Origin of the sequence: Micromonospora sp. NPDC005291 (genome assembly GCF_040607415.1) — a bacterium.
In the GTDB taxonomy this organism is placed as follows: Bacteria; Actinomycetota; Actinomycetes; order Mycobacteriales; family Micromonosporaceae; genus Micromonospora.
In genome coordinates this window covers 39,703-59,083 of sequence record NZ_JBEXGR010000018.1, presented here as the reverse complement: position 1 = coordinate 59,083, position 19,381 = coordinate 39,703, and the positions used below count along the sequence as shown (strand labels likewise).

Below are 19,381 nucleotides of genomic sequence, written 5' to 3'. Positions count from 1 at the left end.
CATGGCGGACTCCTCCACCCAGTCGATCATCATCGGCGCCGCACCGGATCGGGTGACGGCGGTCATCTGCGACTTCGCGCGCTACCCGGAGTGGACCGACGCGATACGCCGCGCCGAGGTCGTCGAGGAGTACGAGGACGGGTACGCCAGTCAGGTGCACTTCACCATCGACGCCGGGGTGATGGCCGACGAGTACGTGCTCGCCTACGAGTACGCCGAGGACCTGTCCCGCATCGAGTGGCACCTGGTGACCCCCTCGAAGATGCAGAAGACCCAGCGCGGTTCGTACGACCTGGTGGGTAACCCGGACGGCAGCACCTCGGTGACCTACACGCTGGAGGTCGAGCTGTCGGTGGGAATGCTCGGGATGTTTCGGCGCAAGGCCGAGAAGATGATCATGGACACCGCGTTGAAGCAGCTCAAGCGCCGGGTAGAAGCAACCGGTGCGGCGCAATGACGTGTCCGGTGACACGGTAGAGGAGCCGAGGGTGGGCGGAACGGAACCGGGTTCGGCCCGGGAAGAGGCGGAGCGGCTGGTCGCCACCCTGCTCGCGGGGGCGCGACTGGCCTCCGCAGGCTCGGCGGGAGGCGCCTTCGGCTCGTTGGGCGGGCTGCTGTCTGGTGTCCTCGGTCACAGTGCCGGCCCGGACGGGCGTTCCGGCACCAGCGGTGCTTTCGCCACTGGTTCGGCGGAATGCTGCGTCTGCCCGGTCTGTCGGGGCATCGCCGCGTTGCGGGACCCGAGTCCGGAATTCGCCGAACGCCTCGCGACCGGCGCCGGTGACCTCGCGGCGGGCGTCGCCAGCCTGCTCCGCGCGTTCTCGCCGGCCGAGCCGCCCGCGACGAGCCCGTCCGAGCCGGCATCCGAGTCGAACGCCCCGGCGTCGTCGGCACCCGCCGCGAGCACCGACGGCGTGTTCCCGGAGCCAGCCCGGAACGACCCGTCCACCACCGCCGGCGACGATCACGTCTGGCGCGATGCCACCCGTACCGGGCATGATTCTCAGCCGGCGCCGGAGCGGGACGTCTGGTCGGTCGCCACACGGACGGCGGACTCACTCGCCCCGGCCGCCGCACCACCCGTCGACGAGGCCGGGTCGGCGACCGAACCGGCACCGACCACCCGTCCCGTGGTGCCCGCGTCGCGGGTACCCGACGACACCAGCGCGGAAGCACCGGGCGACGGCGCCTGAGCGCGGGACATCCCGACCCGGACCGGCATACCGCCGGGACGCGGGCCGGACAGCAACAGCAGAGGGGAGCGCCAGCGGTGACGCTGACCATCGGAGTCGACGTCGGTGGCACGAAGGTGGCCGGCGGTGTCGTGGACGACACCGGCACGGTCCTCGTGCAGACCCGACGGGACACTCCCGCCGATGACGTCGGCAAGACCCGCGACGTCATCATCGAGTTGGTCGGCGAGCTGGCTGCCGGACGGACGATCGAGTCCGTCGGCATCGGCGCGGCCGGCTGGATCGACGCCAGCCGCTCGACCGTGCTCTTCGCCCCCAACCTGGCCTGGCGGGACGAACCGCTGCGCGAGTACGTCAGCACGGCCGTCGGCTTGCCCGTGATCGTGGAGAACGACGCCAACGTGGCAGCCTGGGCCGAGTTCCGCTACGGCGCGGCCCGCGACGCCGACGACTCCATGGTCATGTTCACCATCGGCACCGGCGTGGGCGGCGGCATCGTGCTCGGCGGGGAGCTGATGCGGGGCGCGCACGGCATCGCCGCGGAGCTGGGCCACATGCTGGCCGTGCCGGACGGGCACCAGTGCGGCTGCGGCCGGCTGGGCTGCATCGAGCAGTACGCCAGCGGCAGCGCCCTCGTCCGTTTCGCCCGGGCCGGCGCCCGACAGGAGCCCAACCGGGCCACCGCGCTGCTGGACCTGGCCGGCGGTGAGGTCGAGGCGATCACCGGCCCGATGGTGACCGCCGCCGCGCAGGGTGGCGACCCGGTCTCCGCCGAGGCATTCGCGCAGATCGGCCGGTGGCTGGGCACCAGCCTCGCCGACATGGCGCAGATCCTCGACCCGCAGACCCTGGTGGTCGGCGGCGGTGTGATCGACGCCGGTGACCTGCTGCTCGGGCCGACGCGCCGCTCGTACCTCGACGCGCTCGCCCAGCGCGGTCGTCTGCCGGTGGCCGAGGTGCTCCCGGCCGAGCTGGGCAACAGTGCCGGTGTGATCGGCGCCGCCGACCTGGCCCGCCGGATCTGAGGCGGTCCGGGATGAGCCAGGATGCGGGCGTGCCACTGCGCGTGGTGTCGTACAACATTCACAGCCAGCGCGACGACACCGCCGCGCTGGCGGCGGTGGTCCGGGCCGTGGCGCCGGACGTGGTGATCGTGCAGGAGGGGCCGCGCCGGTTCCGGTGGCGGCAGAAGTCCGCCACGTTGGCTGAGTCGTTCGGCCTGGTGGTGGCCGCGGGCGGGCTGCCCGCGCTGGGCAACCTGCTGCTGACCAGCCTGCGGGTCCAGGTGCGGGGCACCCGGTGCCAGCGCTTCCCGCTGACCCCAGGCCGGCACCTGCGTGGCGCCGCGTACGCCGACTGCCGGGTCGGCGACGCCCGGTTCACCCTCGCCGGTTCGCACCTGTCCACCGATCCGGCCGAGCGTCCCGGGCAGGCCGCCGAGTTCAAGCGGGGGCTGGACGCGGCGACCACCCCGGTGCTGGCCGGAGCCGACCTCAACGAGGGCCCGGACGGGCCGGCGTGGGCCACCGTGGCGCGCGGGTTGACCGACGCCGCGGTGGCGGCCGACCGGGCGGATCGGCTCACCTACTCCTGCGCCGACCCGCGCCGACGTATCGACGGCCTCTTCGTCGACCCGCGGATCACCGTGGTCGACTACGACGTGGTGGACACCCCGCAGACCCGCCTGGCCAGCGACCACTTCCCGGTCCTGGTCGACCTGCTGCTGCCCACCACCGGCTGACCCCCAACCCCGGCTCGACCGTCGATGTGTCCGCGTCAGGGCTGGACATCCGGCTCCGTTGTGGAGAGGATTTCGCGGCGACCGGCACGCGTGCCGTACAAAAGGAGATGCCCCGGTGTCCACCCCCACCGACCACGGCCGGCCCGACCCGGAGGCGACCCCGTCCGCGCAGAGCAGCGACGGCCGCCCAGTCTCCGACCGGGGCGACACGGTCTGCGTCATCGGGGCCGGGGCCAGCGGCCTGACGGCCATCAAGAATCTGCGCGAGCACGGGTTCGGCGTGGACTGCTACGAACGGGAGACGGGCGTCGGCGGCGCCTGGAACTGGCGGCACGATCGCAGCCCGGTGTACGCCAGCACGCACCTGCTGTCGTCGAAGCCGTTCACCCAGTTCCCCGACTTTCCGATGCCGGACTCCTGGCCGGACTACCCCCACCACAGTCAGCTGCTGTCGTACTTCGAGCGGTACGCCGACCACTTCGACCTGCGCTCGCACATCTGGTTCGGCACCGAGGTGATCCGGGTTGAGCCCGCCGAGGGGGAGCGGTGGGACGTGACCACCCGCTCCACCGGCGGTTACGGCCCGGAGCGCACCTCCCGGTACGCCGCCGTGCTGATCGCCAACGGCCACAACTGGTCGCCGAAGCTGCCCCGGTACGAGGGGCTGGAGCAGTTCCGCGGCGAGATCATGCACGCCTCGTCCTACAAGGACCCGGCGCAGCTGCGCGGCAAACGGGTGCTGGTGGTCGGCGCCGGCAACACCGGCTGCGACATCGCCGTCGAGGCCGCCCAGCAGGCGTCACGCTGCTGGCACTCCACCCGACGCGGCTACTGGTACGCGCCGAAGTACGTGCTCGGCCGCCCCGCCGACCAGGTGAACGACTCACTGTTGGCGCTGCGCGTGCCGCTGCGGGTGCGGCAGTGGCTCTACCACTGGACGCTGCGGTTGACGGTCGGCGACCTGACCCGCTTCGGCCTGCCCAAGCCCGACCACCGGGTGTACGAGACGCACCCGATCGCGAACAGCCAGCTCGTCTACTACGTGGGCCACGGCGCGATCGGCCCGGTGCCCGACATCGCCCGGTTCCACCCGTACGCCGTGGAGCTTGCCGACGGCCGTGAGATCGACCCGGAGGTGGTCATCTTCGCCACCGGCTACCTGCCGCGCTTCGAGTTCCTCGACGCGTCGGTGTTCGGTGACAGTGCCGGCGCGGGTCGGCCCACGCTGTGGCTCAACGCGTTCACCCCGGGGCATCCGACGCTGGCGGTCGCCGGCCTGGTCCAGCCGGATTCCGGGTTGTTCACCCTGTCGCACTGGCAGACGGTGCTCTTCGCCCGACTGCTGCAGGCCCGCCGCGATCGACCGGAGCGGGCGGCCGCGTTCGCGTCTCGGGTGCGTGACCGGGCCGGGGAGCGCTACTCCGGGCAGGTCAAGGAGAGCAGCCGACACTGGTTCGAGGTCGGTCACGCCGACTACCTGCGCGCCGTCCAGCGCGCCCTAGTCGACCTGGAGGGCAAGTGACCGGCGACCGCACAGGTGCGAGCGAGAGGCCGACCCGTGACTGAGCTGCGGATCATGCGGGGCCGGGAGTGGTCCCGCCCGGTCCGACCGGCACGGCGGGAGGTGCTCAGCGCCATTCCCGAGCAGGAGGAGGGGCGCCCGCCGCTGCTCTTCGTCCCCGGGTTCGGGCACGGTGCGTGGGCGTTCGCCGAGCACTGGTTGGGTCACGCGGCGTCGCGGGGCTTCCCGGCGTACGCGGTGAGCCTGCGCGGGCACGGTGGCAGCGAGCCGGCGCCGGAGGCGACGCTGCGGGCGTACGCCCACGATGTGGTTCAGGTGGCCGCGGGCCTGCCGCGTCAGGCGGTGCTGGTGGGGCACGGCGCCGGGGCCCTGGTGGTGGCGCACGCGCTAGCCCGCTACCCGGCGCGGGGCGCGGTGCTGGTGGCGCCGGTCTTCGGCGGTTGGGGAGTGCTGGGGGCGGCGCTGCGCCGCAACCCGGCGGGCACGCTGCCGGCGGTGTTCGGCGGGCCGCTGCGGCTCAACCGTGGGCAGCTGTTCAGCCGCGAGTTGCCCGACGAGGAGGCCCGGCGGTACGTCGGACGGCTCGGTCGGGCGGGCCGGCGGGCACAGTGGGCTCTGCTGGGCGAGCCAGAGGCCGAGCCGGCCGTGGGCGCGCCGCCGGTGCTGGTGTTGGGCAGCCCGGATGACCGGGTGGTGCCGGCGTCGACGTTGACCCGGGTGGCCCGCCAGTACGGTTCGGCCCCGCTGCTCTTTCCCGGGATGGGCCACGACCTGATGCTGGACTCGCGGTGGGCGGAGCCGATCGACGCGATCCTGGACTGGCTGGAGAAGGAACCCGCGTCGCACTGAGCGACCAGGCGGCCCTGCGGGGCCGGACAGGCCCCGGCCGCCGGTCAGCCGCTGGCGTGGCGGGTTGCCGGGCTGCCGTTCGGGGTGGCGGGTCGGGGCACCCGAGCGGCGCCCTCGGGGTTGGCGTCGGTGCTGGTCAGCCAGCTGATCAGGGCTCCGCCCTCGTCCAAGGCGCGGAGATAGGAGCGGGCCCAGGCCCGGATGTCGTGCTGGTGCAGGTAGGCGCGCATGGCCCGCATCCGTTGGGTGACGTCGGCCGGGCTGGCCCGCAGCGCCGCGCGGAGCCCCTGCTTGAGCCCCTCCAGGTCGTGCGGGTTGACCAGGTACGCCTGGGACAGCTCAGCGGCGGTGCCGGCGAACTCGCTGAGCAGCAGTGCGCCCGTGTCGTCCACCCGGGCGGCCACGTACTCCTTGGCGACCAGGTTCATCCCGTCGCGCAGCGGAGTCACCGCCATCACGTCGGCGACCCGGTAGAGCGCGGCCAGTTCGGCCCGGTCGAAGGGCTGGGTGAGGTAGTGGATCGCCGGCTCGCCGACCCGGCCGAACTCGCCGTTGATGCGGCCCACCTCGCGCTCGATCCGCTCGCGCAGGATCTGGTACTGGCCGACGCGTTCCCGGCTCGGCATCGCGACCTGCACCAGCACCGTGTCGCGGACCTTGACGTCGCCGTTGGCGAGCAGTTCGCTGTACGCCTTGAGCCGCTGCTCGATGCCCTTGGTGTAGTCCATCCGGTCCACGCTGAGGATGACCTGCCGGGGATCGCCGAGGTCCTGACGTAGCCGGCGGGCGCGGGCGGCCACCTCGGGACGGGCGGCGAGCGCGCCCATCTCGGCGGTGTCGATGGAGACCGGGAACGCGCCGATGCGCACGACCCGGTCGTCGATGCCGATGCGGCGGTCGGTGGCCGGCAGCTCCAGCACCTTGGTCACCAGTTGGGCGAAGTTGTGCGCCGCCTGGGCTCGCTGGAAGCCGACCAGGTCGGCGCCGAGCATGCCGCGCAGCAGCTCGGCCCGACGGGGCAACTGCATGAACAGCTCTGGCGGCGGGAACGGCACGTGCAGGAAGAACCCGATGCGCAGGTCCGGCCGGAGTGCGCGGAGTAGACCGGGGACCAGGTGCAGGTGGTAATCCTGCACCCAGACCACCCCGCCGGGCTCGGCCACCTCGGCGGTCGCCTCGGCGAAGCGTTGGTTGACCCGTTGGTACGCCTCCCACCAGCGGCGGTGATGCTGCGGCTGCTCGACGGCGTCGTGGTAGAGCGGCCAGAGGGTGGCGTTGGCGAACCCCTCGTAGTGGTCGCGCAGGTCTTCCGCGCTGAGCGCGACGGTGTGCATCCGGACGCCGTCCACGTCCGGCAGCGTCGGGGCCGGCCCGATGCCGCCCGCCCAGCCGACCCAGGTCGCCGGGGTGTGCCGCAGGAGCGGGTGCAGCGCGCTGACCAGCCCGCCCGGGCTGCGTCGCCATTCGCAGGCCCCGTCGGGAGCCTGACTGTCGTCGATGGGGAGGCGGTTGGCCACCACCACGAGGGAACTCTGTCGCATCTCGGGCATTCCGATCAGCAGAGACTGACCGCCGCGAGCAAGGAAAAACCGGTCAGTCAGCGGGGGAAGTGACGTACAGCGGTATTCCTACTGACAGTAAGTTACACCACTGTTACGCCTGCGACGGGCCGACGGCCGTCCCGGGATGCGGGCCGACATCAGACGACGGCGCCGTTGTCCGGGTCGTCCTCGTCCTCGTCGCCGGGGCGCAGCCGCCAGATCAGCGTGACGAAACCGGCCAGAATGCCGGTGAACCCGAACAGGGTGACCGCCGAGCGGTCCACCGGAAGCAGCCAGGGGAAGAGGAAGAGCACGAACCCGATGACCACCCCGAGCACGCCGATCACCGCGTACTTGCTGACGCGGGGCAGCGGTGGCGGTGGAGGCGGGTGGTAACCCTCGTCGTCATCGTCGTCGGGCAGGTCGGCGCCGAAGGTGTCCAGCCCGTCCAGCAGCGACGGCTCGTCGGGCCGGGTGCCGCGCCCGATGGAAATGCCGGAGATGTCCGTCGCGGACGGCAGCCGCCGGACGTCGGTAGCGGTCGGACCGGGCTCGTCGGCGCCGGAGCGGGCCAGCGGACCAGCGGCCGGTTCGTCCCGGGCGTCCCGTTCGTCCACGTCCTCCGCGGCCGGCCACGGGTGCTCGCCGACCGTGGAGGTGGTGTGGAAGCCGGCCACGATCCGCGCCCACTCGGCGTCGATGTCCGGCTCGTCACGGGCCGGCGGCGGCTGCTCCGGGGTGGTCTCGTCGGCGAGCTGGGTGAGGTAGTCCCGTGCGGTGGTCAGGTGCGAGCGGTCGACGTAGAGCCGGTCGACCGGCCGGGCCGGAACGGTGGTGGTGCGGGTGACCGGGTTGAGGTCGGCGGAGGGCTGCAGGTAGGCGGCGATCCCGCCAGCGGCCAGCACGTCGAGCAGGTGCTCGCCGACGCGCGGATCGACGTCGCCGACGACGGCGTACTCGTTCGCGTCGAGCCCGTTGTCCCGCCGTCCCCGGCGGGCACCACCCGCTGACACCCGGACTGCCCCCTTAACGCGCCTTCCGGCGCGGCCACCCCTGCCCCTCGACGCCCGTCCGCACGCCGTGCTCTGAATCGTGACACGTCAGGGCCGGGTTCCGGGAGTGCGTTGTGTCGCGTCTTCCAAAGTCACGGCTGCTGCCGCAGGTCGCGGCAGGGGCTCTTTGTCCGTTCTTGCGCAACAAGTGCTATCTCGATGATCGTTGACGTCTGAGCGACTCGACACGCCGAGCCGCACCCTGCTGAGCTGTCAGCGATCGCGGTGGCGGCCGCATACCTGGACGACCGTGGTCGATGTGGTCATCTCCCGCTCTTCGTCCGTTGTGGTGGGAGTCCGCGCTTCGTAGGCTCCTCGGCGACGACGGCGTTCCCGGGGCCTGGCGCTGTCGCGGGCACATCGTGGGAAGGGACGCCGGTGCTCTACTGGCTGCTGAAGTACGTCATCCTCGGTCCGCTGCTCAAGCTGATCTTCCGCCCGCAGGTGGAGGGCCTGCACAACGTGCCGGCGACCGGTCCGGTGATCCTGGCCAGCAACCACCTCTCCTTCTCCGACTCGATCTTCACGCCCTTGATCACCGCGCGGAAGGTCACCTTCGTGGCCAAAGCCGAATACTTCACCGGCAAGGGGATCAAGGGCTGGCTGACCAAGATGTTCTTCGTCGGCACCGGCACGATTCCGGTGGACCGCTCCGGTGGCCAGGCCGCCCGCGCCGCACTGGACACCCAGTTGCAGGTGTTGCGCGCCGGGGGAGTGGCGGGGATCTACCCCGAGGGCACCCGATCGCCGGACGGGCGGCTCTACCGGGGCAAGACCGGGGTGGCGCGGCTCGCCCTGGAGAGCGGCGCCGTGGTGGTGCCGGTGGCGATGCTCAACGCCGACGAGATCCAGCCGCCGGGCAAGCTCATCCCCAAGATCGATCGGGTGCGGATCCGCTTCGGGACGCCGCTGGATTTCTCCCGCTACGCCGGTCTGGCCGGCGACCGGTTCGTCGAGCGCGCGGTCACCGACGAGATCATGTACGAGTTGATGGAGCTCTCCGGCCGGGAGTACGTCGACATCTACGCCCAGAAGCTCAAGGAGCCCGTCCCGGCGCCGGTGGCCGCCTGATCCCGACTCAGCACGCCACCGCCGGCCCGGTCGGGCTGATCGGCCGACCCGCCAGGGCGAGCAGACCGGGGGCGTCGTTGCGCAACGCGAAGGTGCGTACCTCGGCACGCGGCACCCGGGCGGCCGCCGGGTCGCCGGCGCGGGTCAGCTCGGCCGCCGCGAACGCCAGCGCCAGCACGCGGTCGCTGACGTCCGGGATCCGCCCGTAGGTCTCGGCGGCGACCAGGTGCAGCTCGGCCGAGCGCCGGTGGTCGCCGTCCGCCGCGGCCAGGGCCGCCGTCACGGTCCGCAACGCCGCCTCCGACCACGGCGTGCGGTGCCCGACCCGACCCAGCATCGTGCGGACCCGCACCGCCGCGCTCCGACCGCTCAGGGCTGCGGCGTACGCGGCCGCGGCGATCCACTCCCCACTGGCCAGGGCCGGCACCGCTGACCAGCACCGGTCCAGCTCGTCGATCAGCTCCGCAGCCTCGGCCTCGCGCCCCTGCAGCGCCCGGCACAACGCCGCCATGCTCAGCATCGTCCAGTGCAGTCGGTGGAACCCGCTGCGTCGCGCGGTGTCCAACGCGTCGGTCAGGTCGTCCGGATCCTCGTCGTCCCGCAACACCAGCAGGCAGCAGCGAAGCCCGCGTACCTGCATGTCCCAACTTCCGGTGGGCGTGTCCACGAACGCCTCCGCCGCCGCGAGGAGCCGGCCGAAGTCACCGTCGAACCAGGCGCGCATCGCCTCCGCCGAGTAGCTGGTGGTCAGGGTCTGGCCGCTGGCGGTACGCGCCGGGGCGGCCGAGAGCAGGGCGTTGGACCGCAGCCAGTCGCCTTCCTCCCGGATCGCCCAGGCGAGGTTCTGAGTGGCGCGGGGCAGCGCCAGCAGTTGACCGGCCCTGGCGAACTCCACGATCGCGTGCAGCTCGTCCAGGCCGACCCGGTCCCCGGACTGGTAGCGGGCGGTGGCCGCGGTGATCCGGGCATTGGTGCGGCTCTCGGTCAGACCCAACCGCTCGGCGATCTCCGCCGCCGTGTCCGCCGCCGTCACAGCCTGGTCCCGCTCGTAGTTGAGCATGTGCAGCCGGCCCAACTCCGCGTACGCGTCCGCCTTCTGCGGGCTGTCCGGCAGCGGCTCGAACAGGTGCACCGCGCGATCCAGGCAGGCCAGCGCGTCGCCGCGGTCGGCCCGCAGCCAGGCGGCCTGGCCGAGCAGCGTCCAGGCCCGGGCGGCGCAGGCGTCGTCGTCGTGCGCCAGCAGCCGGTCGGCGAGCGCGTGCAGCTGCTCCGGCCCGCCGCCCGAGAGGAACCCGTTGCCGTCCCGATAGAACGAGATCTCCGTGCTCAACAGCTCCAACTGGAGCCGACCCACCGGGTCGCTGTCGTCGGCCAGGCCGAGTGCCCGGCCCGCATGGCTGGCCGCCGCGTCCAGCCCGTGCAGCGCGTACGCCCGGCGGGCCGCCCGGTGCAGCGCCTGCCGCGCCGGCCCGGCGTACCGCCGCACCTGCATGCCCAGCGAGCGGGCGATCTCGTGGGCCGCCCAGCGGTGGTGGGCGAGCACCTCGGCCAGGTCGGTGTCGCGGCTGTGCGACAGCGCGTCGAGCCAGTCGGCGGCCCGCTCGTGCCGGGCAACCCGCTCGGTGCGTGGCAACCGCTGGTAGCAGACGTCGCGTACCAGCACATGGCGGAACCGGAACTCCGCCTGCCCGGCCATCGTCGACGCGGACTGCTCGTGCACGAAGTCACGCTGTTCCAACCGGCGCAGCGAACGCTCGACCGACTCGACCTGCTGCCCGAGGGCGGCGGCCACCGCGCCGGGCCAGAACTGCACCCCGACCACCGAGGCGGCCAGCAGCACCGCGCGGTCCTTGGCGTCCAGCAGGTCCACCCGGTTGGCGATGACCGCGTGCACGCTCTCCGGCATGGTCAGCTCGAGGTGCTTGTCCAGCGACCACCCCCGCCCGGACTGGCGCAGTGCGCCCTGCTCGATCAGCATCCGGACGTACTCGTGGGCGTAGAGCGGGTTGCCGCCGGCCACCTCGATCAGCGGGGTCAGCATGTCGGCGGAGAACGCCGCCTGGCCGAACAGGTGCGCGTACAGGGCGGCGATGCCGGTGTCGCGCAGTGGCGGCAGGGTGATGGTCACCGAGCCGGTGATCGTCCCGGCCCAGCTCGGGTCCCGGTCGACCAGCTCCGGGCGGGCGGTGCAGAGCAGCAGCAGCGGCACTTCGCGGGCCGCCGCCCCGAGCAGCTCCACGAAGCGCAGCATCGCGTCGTCGGCCCAGTGCAGGTCCTCGAAGACCAGCACGGTGGGGCGGCGGGTGGCCAAGGCCAGCAGGAAACGCCGCCACGCCGACTCCGCCTCCTCGGCTGGCAGCGGCGTGCCGGGCAGCCCGACCAGCGGACGCAGCGCGTCCACCACCCGGTCCCGTTCGCCCGGGCCGATCAGCTCGCCCACGGCGGCGGCCAACCGCTGCGCGGCGCTGCCCGCCGGGTCGGTGTCCAGGATGCCGGCCTCGGACTTGACGATGTCGGCGAGCGCGGCGAACGTGACGTTCTCCCCGAACGGCGGGCAGCGCCCGATCCGCCAGGTCAGCGGCTCGTCGACCAGCCGGCCGGTGTGCCGGTAGAGCTCCCGCAGTAGCCGGCTCTTGCCGATGCCGGCCCGGCCGAAGATGGTCACCACCTGCGGCAGCCGATCGCGTAGCGACCGGTGCAGGGCGTTGACGAGCATGCCCAGCTCGTGTTCCCGGTCGACCAGCGGCGTGGTGTCCGGCTCCCGGTCGGTGGGCTGGCGGCGCAGCGGGGACAGGGCGAGCCACACCTCGGTCGGCGACGACCGGCCGCGCAGGGTGACCGGAGGCTGCTCCTCGTAGCGGATCGCGTCCTTCGTCAGCGCGTGGGTCGTGCCACAGACCAGCACCCCTCCGGGTGGCGCGACAGACTGCATCCGGGAGGCGGTGTTCACCACGTCGCCGGCCACGATCGCCTGCCCACCGTCGCGGGCGGCGGCCACGTCGACCAGCGCCTCGCCGGTGGCCACCCCGACCCGGAACCGCAGTTCGGTGCTGCCGGTCGGCGCGAACCTGGTGAGCACCCGTTGCAGCTCCAGACCGGCCCGTACGCAGCGCAGGGCGTCGGTCTCGGTGGCGATCGGTGCGCCGAAGAGCGCCATCACCGCGTCACCGATGTACTTCTCCACCACCCCGCCGTACTGGCCGACCACCCGGCGGGCGGCGGAGAAGAACCCGGTCTGCATGCCACGGACCTGCTCCGGGTCGGTCCGCTCGACGTACGGCGTGAAGTCGATCAGGTCGACGAAGAGCACGCTCACCCGGCGGCGGTCCTCCTGTGGCGTGACCGCGGCCGGTCGGTCCGCGCCCGGTCGGGGCGACCCGCACGAGGTGCAGAACGTGACGTCCGAGGCGAGCGGGCGCAGGCAGTGCGGGCACACAGCGCCCAGCTCGGCGCCGCAGCCACCGCAGAAACGGTCCCCGTCGGCGGCCGTGCGTCCACAGCGTCCACACTGCGCGGCGATGACACCCTCCACTGGCGAACCGGATGACGCCGGTGGCGTCCCCTGACAGTGAGTATCGCCGCCGGCGCGGCTGTCAGGTACCAGCCTGTTGGCTTGTGGACAGTCCAATCGGGTAGTCGGCGGACTAGATTCAGGCGGCCAGATATGGATCAGGGACCAGAGGGGGACAGGTCAATGGTGTACGTCAAGTTGGAGAGCGACTGGACCGACGGCAACGGGGTCAGCCACTCCGCCGGTGAGTCGGTGGACGTCGACGCCGCGACCCTCGCCAGCCTGCAGGCCGAGGGCATCGTCAGCGAGCAGTCCCACGGGCCGGGCGGCGACGGCAAGGGCCCGGACAAGTGGGCCGGGCCGGGCAGCTCCGGAGTGTGAACCAGCGCTGGTAACGCGTCGACGCGGCCGGGTCGCCTACGGGTGACCCGGCCGCGTCGTGCCGTCTCGGTGCGTCAGCGGTCGTTCATGCCGGCGCGGCGGCGCAGCGCGGCCACGTCGGTCACCACGATCCGGCGCCCCTCGGTGCGCAGCCAGCCACGGCTGGCGAACGAGCCGATCGCCTGGTTGACGCTCTGTCGGGAACCACCGGCCATCTCAGCCAGCTGACTCTGGTTGAGCTCGATCGTGATCATCGGTGCCTGGCTCTCGCCAGCCAACCGGACCAGCGTCTTTGCCACCCGACCGGGCAGGTCGAGGAAGACGTGGTCGGCGTTCTGCTCGGTGAGCCGGCGGATCAGCCCGCCCAGGGAGCGCATCACCGCGTCCAGGATGCGGGGGTTGGAGTGCACCAGCTCCATGAACGCGCCCCGGGATAGCGCGAGCGCCGCGCAGTCCTCGATGGCCTCTGCCGAGGCGGACCGGGTGGACGCGTCGAGCAGGGAGACCTCGCCGAGCACATCCGGTGGACGGATAACCGACAGCACGGCCCGCTCGCCGGTGGGTGCGGTGCGAAAGACGGCCACCGCGCCGCGGCGCAGCACGATCAGCGACTCACCCGGATCGTTCTCCACGAAGAGCAACTGGCCCTTGCGGTAGGTGCGCGGGACGGCGGCGGCGATGACGCGCTGCCGCACCTCGGGCTCCAGCCCGGCGAACATCTCGACACCCGTGAGCGCGTCACCCGGCTCCGGCAGGCGAACCTCCACGGCCCAACCCCTCCCCGGTCATGGACCAAAAAATCGCTCACCGGGTGAACCTGATGGCCCTGACAAGGTGAACTGACACCGATTCGGCGTCCGGTAGCGATACACATCAGATCATGACGGTCCGGTCGCTTGCTGTACACCCCTCGAAGCACTTCCGTGACCGTCGCGAGCTGCGGCGTACCGCTTCCTGGGGTGCAGATCCAGCCCGGCGGCGCGGGCCACCGCTGGCCCGGGCCGCGCCGTCCGCCTGCCCCGCCTGCCAGCGCTGCCGGGCGGTGGGCGAGGATGGCCGGAATGGTCTACCGCTACTTCTACGACTGCGAGTTCATCGAGGACGGCACAACCGTCGACCTCGTCTCGATTGGTGTCGTCGACGAGTACGGCCGCGAGTTCTACGCGGTCTCCACCGAGTTCGACGATTCCCGCGCCGTGCCCTGGGTCCGGCGGAACGTGCTGGACAAGCTGCCCTCCCCGGCCGACCGGGCCTGGCGATCGCGCGAGCGCATCCGCGACGACCTGTACGACTTCCTGGTCGAACCGATCCGGGACCGGCCGGGGGAGCAGTTGGAGCTGTGGGCCTGGTTCGCCGCGTACGACCATGTGGTGCTCGCCCAGCTCTGGGGTGCGATGCCGGCGCTGCCCCGGGAGATCCCCCGCTACACCAAGGAGCTGCGGCAGCTCTGGGATGACCGTGGTCGGCCGACCCTGCCGGATGCGGACGCGGCCCGGCACGACGCTCTGGTCGACGCCCGGCACAATCTGGCCCGCTGGCGGGCGATGACGGCCCGCTGAGTGGCGGTGCACTGACGGTCGTGTCGCCGCAGGTTTGACCGGTTCTGTCCCGGGCATCGGTTCGACGAGTCGAGCCGAGGGAGAGTGCAATGAGCAACGAGTCGACCAGCGCCGCCGAGGCCCGCGCCAGGGTCACCGAACTGGCCCGGGCCGCGCGGATCTGCATGCTCACCACGATCGCTCTGGACGGGCGGCAGGTGAGCCGGCCGATGGGGCTCCAGGAGGCCGAGTTCGACGGCGACCTGTGGTTCTTCGCCTCCGCCGATTCGGCCAAGGTCCGCCAGATCCGGGTGAACCCGGAGGTCAACGTCGCCTTCTCCGACCAGAAGCACAACGCCTGGGTGTCGATCTCCGGCACCGCCACCGAGGGGTTCGACCGGTCCCGCGCGGAGCAGTTGTGGAGCCCGGTGCTCACGGTGTGGTTTCCGGACGGGCTGGACACTCCCGGCCTGACCCTGATCAGGGTGCATGCCAGCTCGGCGGAGTACTGGGACTCGCCCAGCAGCACCGTGGTCAACCTGCTCGGCTTCGCGAAGGCCGCCGTCACGGGCCGGCCGCCGGAGGCCGGCGAGAACCACGAGGTGACCTTCTGACCCGCGACAGGTCGTCGATCGACCCGGGGCGCGCAGTCATCGCACAGGCAAGCCGACTACAGTGCGCAGTGACGGCCCGCCCCGGGCCGGCAATGGCGCCGATGGTCTGACCTGACACATATCCTGGGGCATATCGGGCTTTACCTGATGCTTCAGGAGGATGAGCAGATCATGCGTATCGGCGTGCTCACTGGCGGCGGCGACTGCCCGGGTCTCAATGCGGTCATCCGAGCGGTGGTCCGCAAGGGCGTCGCCACTTACGGTCACGAGTTCGTGGGCTTCCGGGACGGCTGGAAGGGCCCGCTGGAGGGTCTGTCCCGGCCCCTGGACATCGCTGACGTCCGCGGCATCCTGCCCCGCGGCGGCACCATCCTCGGCTCGTCCCGGACCAACCCGTTCAAGATCGAGAACGGCGTCGAGCGGATCAAGGACAACCTCGCCGCACAGGGCGTGGACGCGCTGATCGCGATCGGCGGCGAGGACACCCTCGGCGTGGCCACCAAGCTCTACGAGCTGGGTGTGCACGTGGTCGGCGTCCCGAAGACGATCGACAACGACCTGGGCGCCACCGACTACACCTTCGGCTTCGACACCGCGGTCAACATCGCGATGGAGGCCATCGACCGCCTGCACACGACCGCGGAGAGCCACCACCGCACCCTGGTCGTCGAGGTGATGGGCCGGCACGCCGGCTGGATCGCCCTGCACGCCGGCCTGGCCGGTGGCGCCAACGTCATCCTGCTGCCCGAGCGTCAGTTCGACGTCGAGCAGGTGGCCGGCTACGTCGAGAAGCGCTTCCAGCACCAGTACGCGCCGATCGTGGTGGTCGCCGAGGGTGCCCAGCCGCTGGACGGCCAGATGGTCCTCGCCAACCAGGAGCTGGACTCGTTCGGCCACGTCCGCCTCGGCGGCATCGGCCAGTGGCTCGCCGAGCAGTTGGAGGCCAAGACCGGCAAGGAGGCCCGCACCGTGGTGCTGGGTCACATCCAGCGCGGTGGCACCCCGACCGCCTTCGACCGGGTGCTCGCCACCCGCCTGGGCCTGCACGCCATCGACGCGGTCAACGAGGGCGACTGGGGCAAGATGGTCGCGATGCAGAGCACCGACATCGTCCGGGTGCCGCTGGCCGAGGCCACCCGCGAGCTGAAGACCGTGCCGCTGGAGCGGTACGCCGAGGCCGAGGTCTTCTTCGGCAGCTGATCCGCCAGCCCGCGGCGCGGCGGCCCACGGGTCCGCCGCGCCGCGAGCCCCGGGCCCCCGTCGCCCCGGGCCCCGCGCCCATCGCCCCGTCGATCTAGGGCGTATCGCTGTATTTGGAGATCAACTGACGACGATCCGCCCTAGATCGGCGGGGTGAGGGACGGTGCGGGCGACATGGCAGCTGGGGTGCACACCGTTGCCGTTATCGGCGCGGGCAAGATCGGTGAGCTGATGCTCTCCGGGCTGCTGCGTTCGGGGTGGCCGGTGGACCGGCTGCTGGCCACCGCTCGGCGGCCGGCCCGCGCCGCGGAGTTGACCGAGCGGTACGGCGTACGAGTGGTCGACAACCTGACGGCGGTGGACGAGGCGGCGGTGCTCGCGGTCTCCGTGAAGCCGCAAGACGCCGCCGCGCTGCTCGACGAGATCGGTCCCAAGGTGCCGGCCGACAAGCTCGTCATCTCGCTCTGCGCCGGGCTGCCCACCAGCTTCTTCAGCCGCCGGCTGCCCGACGGCACGCCGGTGGTCCGGGTGATGACCAACACCCCGGCGCTGGTCGACGAGGCGATGACCGCGATCTCGGCGGGCGCGTACGCCACCGGCGCGCACCTGGCGCTGGCCGAGGAGATGTTCAAGCCTCTCGGTCAGACGATCCGGGTGCCCGAGTCGCAGCAGGACGCGGTCACCGCGCTCTCCGGCTCCGGCCCGGCCTACTTCTACCTGCTCGTCGAGGCCATGATCGACGCTGGAATCCTGCTCGGGCTTCCCCGGCAGGTGGCGCACGAGCTGATCGTGCAGACCGCGATCGGCTCGGCGGTGATGCTGCGCGACTCCGGCGAGCACCCGGTCAAGCTGCGCGAGGCGGTCACCTCGCCGGCCGGCACGACCATCTCCGCGATCCGTGAGCTGGAGAAGCACGGTGTCCGGGCGGCGATGCTCGCCGCGCTGGAGGCCGCCCGGGACCGGGCCCGCGAACTGGCCGCCCAGGCCGACTGACGTCCGCGCGGGGCCGTGCGCTCCTCCGTGCGTGCCGCATACTGGCCCGGTGTTCACACTCGCCCAGGCCCGGCACCTCGTGGCCACCCTGCAGCCGCGCGTCGATGAGTTGATCCGGGTCCGGGCCGACCTGGCCGAGCTGCGCGTCGACCTGGCCGACCACGGCGTGAGCGCGCTCGGGGGGCTGGCCGAGGTGAAGGGGCTGGAGGCCCGGCTGCACGCCGTCGTCGACGAGCTGCACCAGCACGACATCCAGGTCAAGGGCATCGCCCCGGTGCTGCTCGACTTCCCGGGCGAGCGGGCCGGCCGCGCGGTGCTCTGGTGCTGGCTGGAGGGCGACTCGGACGTGCGCTGGTACCACCGGGCCGAGTGCGGCTTCGCCGGCCGCCGCCCCGTCTGAGAGCACTGCCCCTCTGAGCGTCACGGCCCCGGCTCAGCCCGCCGCCGACTTCGGCAGGACCGGGTCGGCGGCCTCGGTCACCGCGAACACCACCACGTTGTCCCGGTAGTGCCCGCGCTGCCGGTCGAAGTCACCGCCGCAGGTGACCAGGCGTACCTCCGCGCCGGGCGTCGGGCCGTAGACCACGGCCGTGGGGAACTGGTCCTTACGGGTACGCAGCGACCCGGTCACCCGGAACGACAGGCGCTGCCCGCCCCGCCACACCTCCACCAGGTCGCCGGGACGCAGCTCGCCGAGCCGGGCGAAGACCGCCGGGCCGCGCCGCGAGTCCAGATGCCCGGCGAGCACGGCCGGGCCGGTGTCGCCGGGGGCCGGGCCGCCGCCGTACCAGCCAGCGGTGTCGAAGTCGGTCGGCGGGACCAGCGCACCGGCGCGGTCCAGGCCCAGCACGGTGAGCGTGGAGTCGACGCCGATGCGCGGTACGCGTACCCGCGTGGGTGGGCCCTGTGGCGCGGGCGCGGCGGCCGCCGACGGGCAGTCGTCGGCGCAGCCGGGGTGCCAGCTCGCCACCGGCGGCGGCGGACCGGTGGTGGCCAGCCCGACCCCGGTGCCGGCGGCCAGGCAGACCGCCGCGCCGGCCGCGACCAGCGCGGCCAGCGGCACCCGGCGGTCGCGGTGCCGCCGGATCGACGGGTCGGGCCCGGTGCTCACCAGGTGGTGCGCCGCCGCCGACGCCACAGCAGCAGGGTCACCGCGACGGCCGTCGCGGCCAACCCACCTACCACCAGGGGGTACGCGCCGAGCCCGGCCCTGGCGGTGCCGCCGGCGCCGGTGTCCACGCCGCCGGCGGGGACGACGGTGCCCCCCTCGGCGTCGCGGCGCAGCTCGGCGGTGAGCCCGCCCTGCTTCGCGTCGAGCACCAGCAGCGAGTAGACCGCGCCGCCGGTCAGCCGCACCTCGGTGTCGGTGCTCGGCCCGCCGGCGCCGGTCAGCTTCAGTCGCCAACGGCCCGGCTCGACCTGCTGGTATTCGGTCGTGGTGGCGAACTGCACGCCGTCGGCGATCATCGGGCCGTCGGCGGCGGCCACGTCGAGCACCGGGGTACGCACGGAAGCCTGCACGACACGCACCTTGGCGCGGCCCTGCGTGGGCGCGCTGAGGTCGTCGTTGAGCACCCGCAGCCCCAGGTCGGCGTGCCGGCCGACACCGGCCACCGTGTACGCAGCACCGCTGTTCACCGCGACCTCGGTGGTGAGCACCGGGGGATCGCTGGCGGGGGCGCCGGCCTCGCGCATCGCCACCGCGTAGCGGCCGGGTGCCAGCTCCAGGTAGTCGGAGACCACGCCGTAGCCGACCCCGGGGAAGACCCTCGGCTTCGCGGCGTCCGGCGCGGCCAGGTAGACGTCGACGGCCGGGGTGTCGGGGGAGAGGTGGGCGAGCCGGACGTAGCCGACGGTGTCCGCGCCGGTCGCGGCACTGGCCGGAACCGGGGTGCCGGCGGCGGCGAGGGCGGTGGTGAGCAGGAGCGCGCCGGAGCCGGCCAGCAGCCGGCGGGGCACGGTACGGAGCGTGTGCATGTCGCCTCCGGAAGCACGTTCGGTGAGCGGGCGGCAACCCAGGGAACAGAGTCCCGTGTGCGGGACTGCAACGCAAGTTGCCGAGGCGATGTTTTTGTCGCCGCCTCCGTCGCTGCCCACCCGGTGCAAGATCGACGCCAGGTACCGGCATCCGACGCGCCGTGCCCCCTCTTCCCGAGGGCGGACGGGCCGCCGCAG

General features: G+C 72.5%; 19 protein-coding genes. 13 read left to right on the top strand and 6 right to left on the bottom strand.

Features of this window, described 5'->3' with window-relative positions; translation table 11 throughout:
• Position 1 precedes the first annotated feature (1 nt).
• The 6 genes from ABZT18_RS22875 to ABZT18_RS22850 all read left to right on the top strand — a co-directional run bounded on the left by ABZT18_RS22875 (position 2) and on the right by ABZT18_RS22850 (position 5,305).
• Positions 2-457, top strand: coding sequence for an SRPBCC family protein (locus ABZT18_RS22875; RefSeq protein ID WP_354994909.1), 456 nt, complete (start codon positions 2-4; stop codon positions 455-457).
• Positions 458-488: 31 nt separating this feature from the next.
• Positions 489-1,193, top strand: coding sequence for a hypothetical protein (locus ABZT18_RS22870; RefSeq protein ID WP_355252473.1), 705 nt, complete (start codon positions 489-491; stop codon positions 1,191-1,193).
• 77 nt (positions 1,194-1,270) lie between these two features.
• Positions 1,271-2,218 (top strand): ROK family glucokinase, encoded by a 948-nt coding sequence (locus tag ABZT18_RS22865; RefSeq protein ID WP_354994907.1) that lies wholly within the window; start codon positions 1,271-1,273, stop codon positions 2,216-2,218.
• 11 nt (positions 2,219-2,229) lie between these two features.
• Entirely contained in the window at positions 2,230-2,934 is a 705-nt protein-coding gene (locus ABZT18_RS22860) for an endonuclease/exonuclease/phosphatase family protein (RefSeq protein ID WP_355252470.1), read from the top strand.
• 115 nt (positions 2,935-3,049) lie between these two features.
• The gene (locus ABZT18_RS22855; protein ID WP_355252467.1) at positions 3,050-4,456 is read left to right on the top strand and encodes an NAD(P)-binding domain-containing protein; all 1,407 of its coding nucleotides are present in this window, start codon (positions 3,050-3,052) and stop codon (positions 4,454-4,456) included.
• Between the two features lie 54 nt (positions 4,457-4,510).
• Entirely contained in the window at positions 4,511-5,305 is a 795-nt protein-coding gene (locus ABZT18_RS22850) for an alpha/beta fold hydrolase (protein WP_354994980.1), read from the top strand.
• A gap of 44 nt (positions 5,306-5,349) precedes the next feature.
• Here the strand turns inward: ABZT18_RS22850 and ABZT18_RS22845 are convergent, their stop codons facing one another.
• Positions 5,350-6,846, bottom strand: coding sequence for a trehalose-6-phosphate synthase (locus ABZT18_RS22845; RefSeq protein ID WP_354994904.1), 1,497 nt, complete (start codon positions 6,844-6,846; stop codon positions 5,350-5,352).
• Positions 6,847-7,004: 158 nt separating this feature from the next.
• Positions 7,005-7,859 carry a DUF308 domain-containing protein gene (locus ABZT18_RS22840; protein WP_354994903.1) on the bottom strand — a complete coding sequence of 285 codons (855 nt, stop codon included), beginning with the start codon at positions 7,857-7,859 and terminating at the stop codon, positions 7,005-7,007.
• 417 nt (positions 7,860-8,276) lie between these two features.
• Here ABZT18_RS22840 and ABZT18_RS22835 point away from each other — a divergent pair, with 417 nt between their 5' ends.
• A complete protein-coding gene (locus ABZT18_RS22835; RefSeq protein ID WP_354994902.1) occupies positions 8,277-8,969 on the top strand; it encodes a lysophospholipid acyltransferase family protein in 693 nt (230 codons plus the stop codon).
• A 7-nt stretch (positions 8,970-8,976) separates the two neighbouring features.
• On the opposite strand, the gene ABZT18_RS22830 is transcribed toward ABZT18_RS22835, so the two are convergent.
• Positions 8,977-12,501: an adenylate/guanylate cyclase domain-containing protein gene (locus ABZT18_RS22830; protein WP_355252464.1), complete on the bottom strand. Its 3,525-nt coding sequence runs from the start codon at positions 12,499-12,501 to the stop codon at positions 8,977-8,979.
• Positions 12,502-12,663: 162 nt separating this feature from the next.
• Here ABZT18_RS22830 and ABZT18_RS22825 point away from each other — a divergent pair, with 162 nt between their 5' ends.
• Positions 12,664-12,861: a hypothetical protein gene (locus ABZT18_RS22825; RefSeq protein WP_354994900.1), complete on the top strand. Its 198-nt coding sequence runs from the start codon at positions 12,664-12,666 to the stop codon at positions 12,859-12,861.
• Between the two features lie 74 nt (positions 12,862-12,935).
• On the opposite strand, the gene ABZT18_RS22820 is transcribed toward ABZT18_RS22825, so the two are convergent.
• Entirely contained in the window at positions 12,936-13,628 is a 693-nt protein-coding gene (locus ABZT18_RS22820; RefSeq protein WP_030337710.1) for a Crp/Fnr family transcriptional regulator, read from the bottom strand.
• A 294-nt stretch (positions 13,629-13,922) separates the two neighbouring features.
• Here ABZT18_RS22820 and ABZT18_RS22815 point away from each other — a divergent pair, with 294 nt between their 5' ends.
• The 5 genes from ABZT18_RS22815 to ABZT18_RS22795 all read left to right on the top strand — a co-directional run bounded on the left by ABZT18_RS22815 (position 13,923) and on the right by ABZT18_RS22795 (position 17,606).
• Positions 13,923-14,420, top strand: a complete 498-nt coding sequence (locus tag ABZT18_RS22815; RefSeq protein ID WP_030488918.1) for a polyadenylate-specific 3'-exoribonuclease AS — start codon at positions 13,923-13,925, stop codon at positions 14,418-14,420.
• An 89-nt stretch (positions 14,421-14,509) separates the two neighbouring features.
• On the top strand, positions 14,510-15,013 hold the full coding sequence (locus tag ABZT18_RS22810; protein WP_354994899.1) for a pyridoxamine 5'-phosphate oxidase family protein: 504 nt from the start codon (positions 14,510-14,512) through the stop codon (positions 15,011-15,013).
• A 171-nt stretch (positions 15,014-15,184) separates the two neighbouring features.
• Positions 15,185-16,213 (top strand): 6-phosphofructokinase, encoded by a 1,029-nt coding sequence (locus tag ABZT18_RS22805; RefSeq protein WP_354994979.1) that lies wholly within the window; start codon positions 15,185-15,187, stop codon positions 16,211-16,213.
• 174 nt (positions 16,214-16,387) lie between these two features.
• Positions 16,388-17,206 carry a pyrroline-5-carboxylate reductase gene (proC, locus tag ABZT18_RS22800; protein WP_354994898.1) on the top strand — a complete coding sequence of 273 codons (819 nt, stop codon included), beginning with the start codon at positions 16,388-16,390 and terminating at the stop codon, positions 17,204-17,206.
• Between the two features lie 49 nt (positions 17,207-17,255).
• Positions 17,256-17,606 (top strand): DUF2203 domain-containing protein, encoded by a 351-nt coding sequence (locus tag ABZT18_RS22795; RefSeq protein WP_354994897.1) that lies wholly within the window; start codon positions 17,256-17,258, stop codon positions 17,604-17,606.
• 33 nt (positions 17,607-17,639) lie between these two features.
• Here ABZT18_RS22795 and ABZT18_RS22790 read toward each other — a convergent pair whose 3' ends face one another.
• The gene (locus tag ABZT18_RS22790) at positions 17,640-18,344 is read right to left on the bottom strand and encodes a class F sortase (protein ID WP_354994896.1); all 705 of its coding nucleotides are present in this window, start codon (positions 18,342-18,344) and stop codon (positions 17,640-17,642) included.
• Positions 18,314-19,183, bottom strand: a complete 870-nt coding sequence (locus ABZT18_RS22785) for a DUF4397 domain-containing protein (RefSeq protein WP_354994895.1) — start codon at positions 19,181-19,183, stop codon at positions 18,314-18,316. Before ABZT18_RS22785 ends, ABZT18_RS22790 begins: the two co-directional genes overlap by 31 nt.
• Between the last annotated feature and the right edge of the window lie 198 nt (positions 19,184-19,381).

What these genes read in the sequence shown, in the direction of transcription:
- ABZT18_RS22875 (WP_354994909.1), top strand. Translation starts at nt 2, where the DNA reads ATGGCGGACTCCTCCACCCAGTCGATCATCATCGGCGCCGCACCGGAT.
- ABZT18_RS22860 (WP_355252470.1), top strand. Translation starts at nt 2,230, where the DNA reads ATGAGCCAGGATGCGGGCGTGCCACTGCGCGTGGTGTCGTACAACATT.
- ABZT18_RS22850 (WP_354994980.1), top strand. Translation starts at nt 4,511, where the DNA reads ATGCGGGGCCGGGAGTGGTCCCGCCCGGTCCGACCGGCACGGCGGGAG.
- ABZT18_RS22845 (WP_354994904.1), bottom strand. Translation starts at nt 6,846, where the DNA reads ATGCGACAGAGTTCCCTCGTGGTGGTGGCCAACCGCCTCCCCATCGAC.
- ABZT18_RS22825 (WP_354994900.1), top strand. Translation starts at nt 12,664, where the DNA reads ATGGTGTACGTCAAGTTGGAGAGCGACTGGACCGACGGCAACGGGGTC.
- ABZT18_RS22815 (WP_030488918.1), top strand. Translation starts at nt 13,923, where the DNA reads ATGGTCTACCGCTACTTCTACGACTGCGAGTTCATCGAGGACGGCACA.
- ABZT18_RS22810 (WP_354994899.1), top strand. Translation starts at nt 14,510, where the DNA reads ATGAGCAACGAGTCGACCAGCGCCGCCGAGGCCCGCGCCAGGGTCACC.
- ABZT18_RS22805 (WP_354994979.1), top strand. Translation starts at nt 15,185, where the DNA reads ATGCGTATCGGCGTGCTCACTGGCGGCGGCGACTGCCCGGGTCTCAAT.
- proC (WP_354994898.1), top strand. Translation starts at nt 16,388, where the DNA reads ATGGCAGCTGGGGTGCACACCGTTGCCGTTATCGGCGCGGGCAAGATC.
- ABZT18_RS22785 (WP_354994895.1), bottom strand. Translation starts at nt 19,183, where the DNA reads ATGCACACGCTCCGTACCGTGCCCCGCCGGCTGCTGGCCGGCTCCGGC.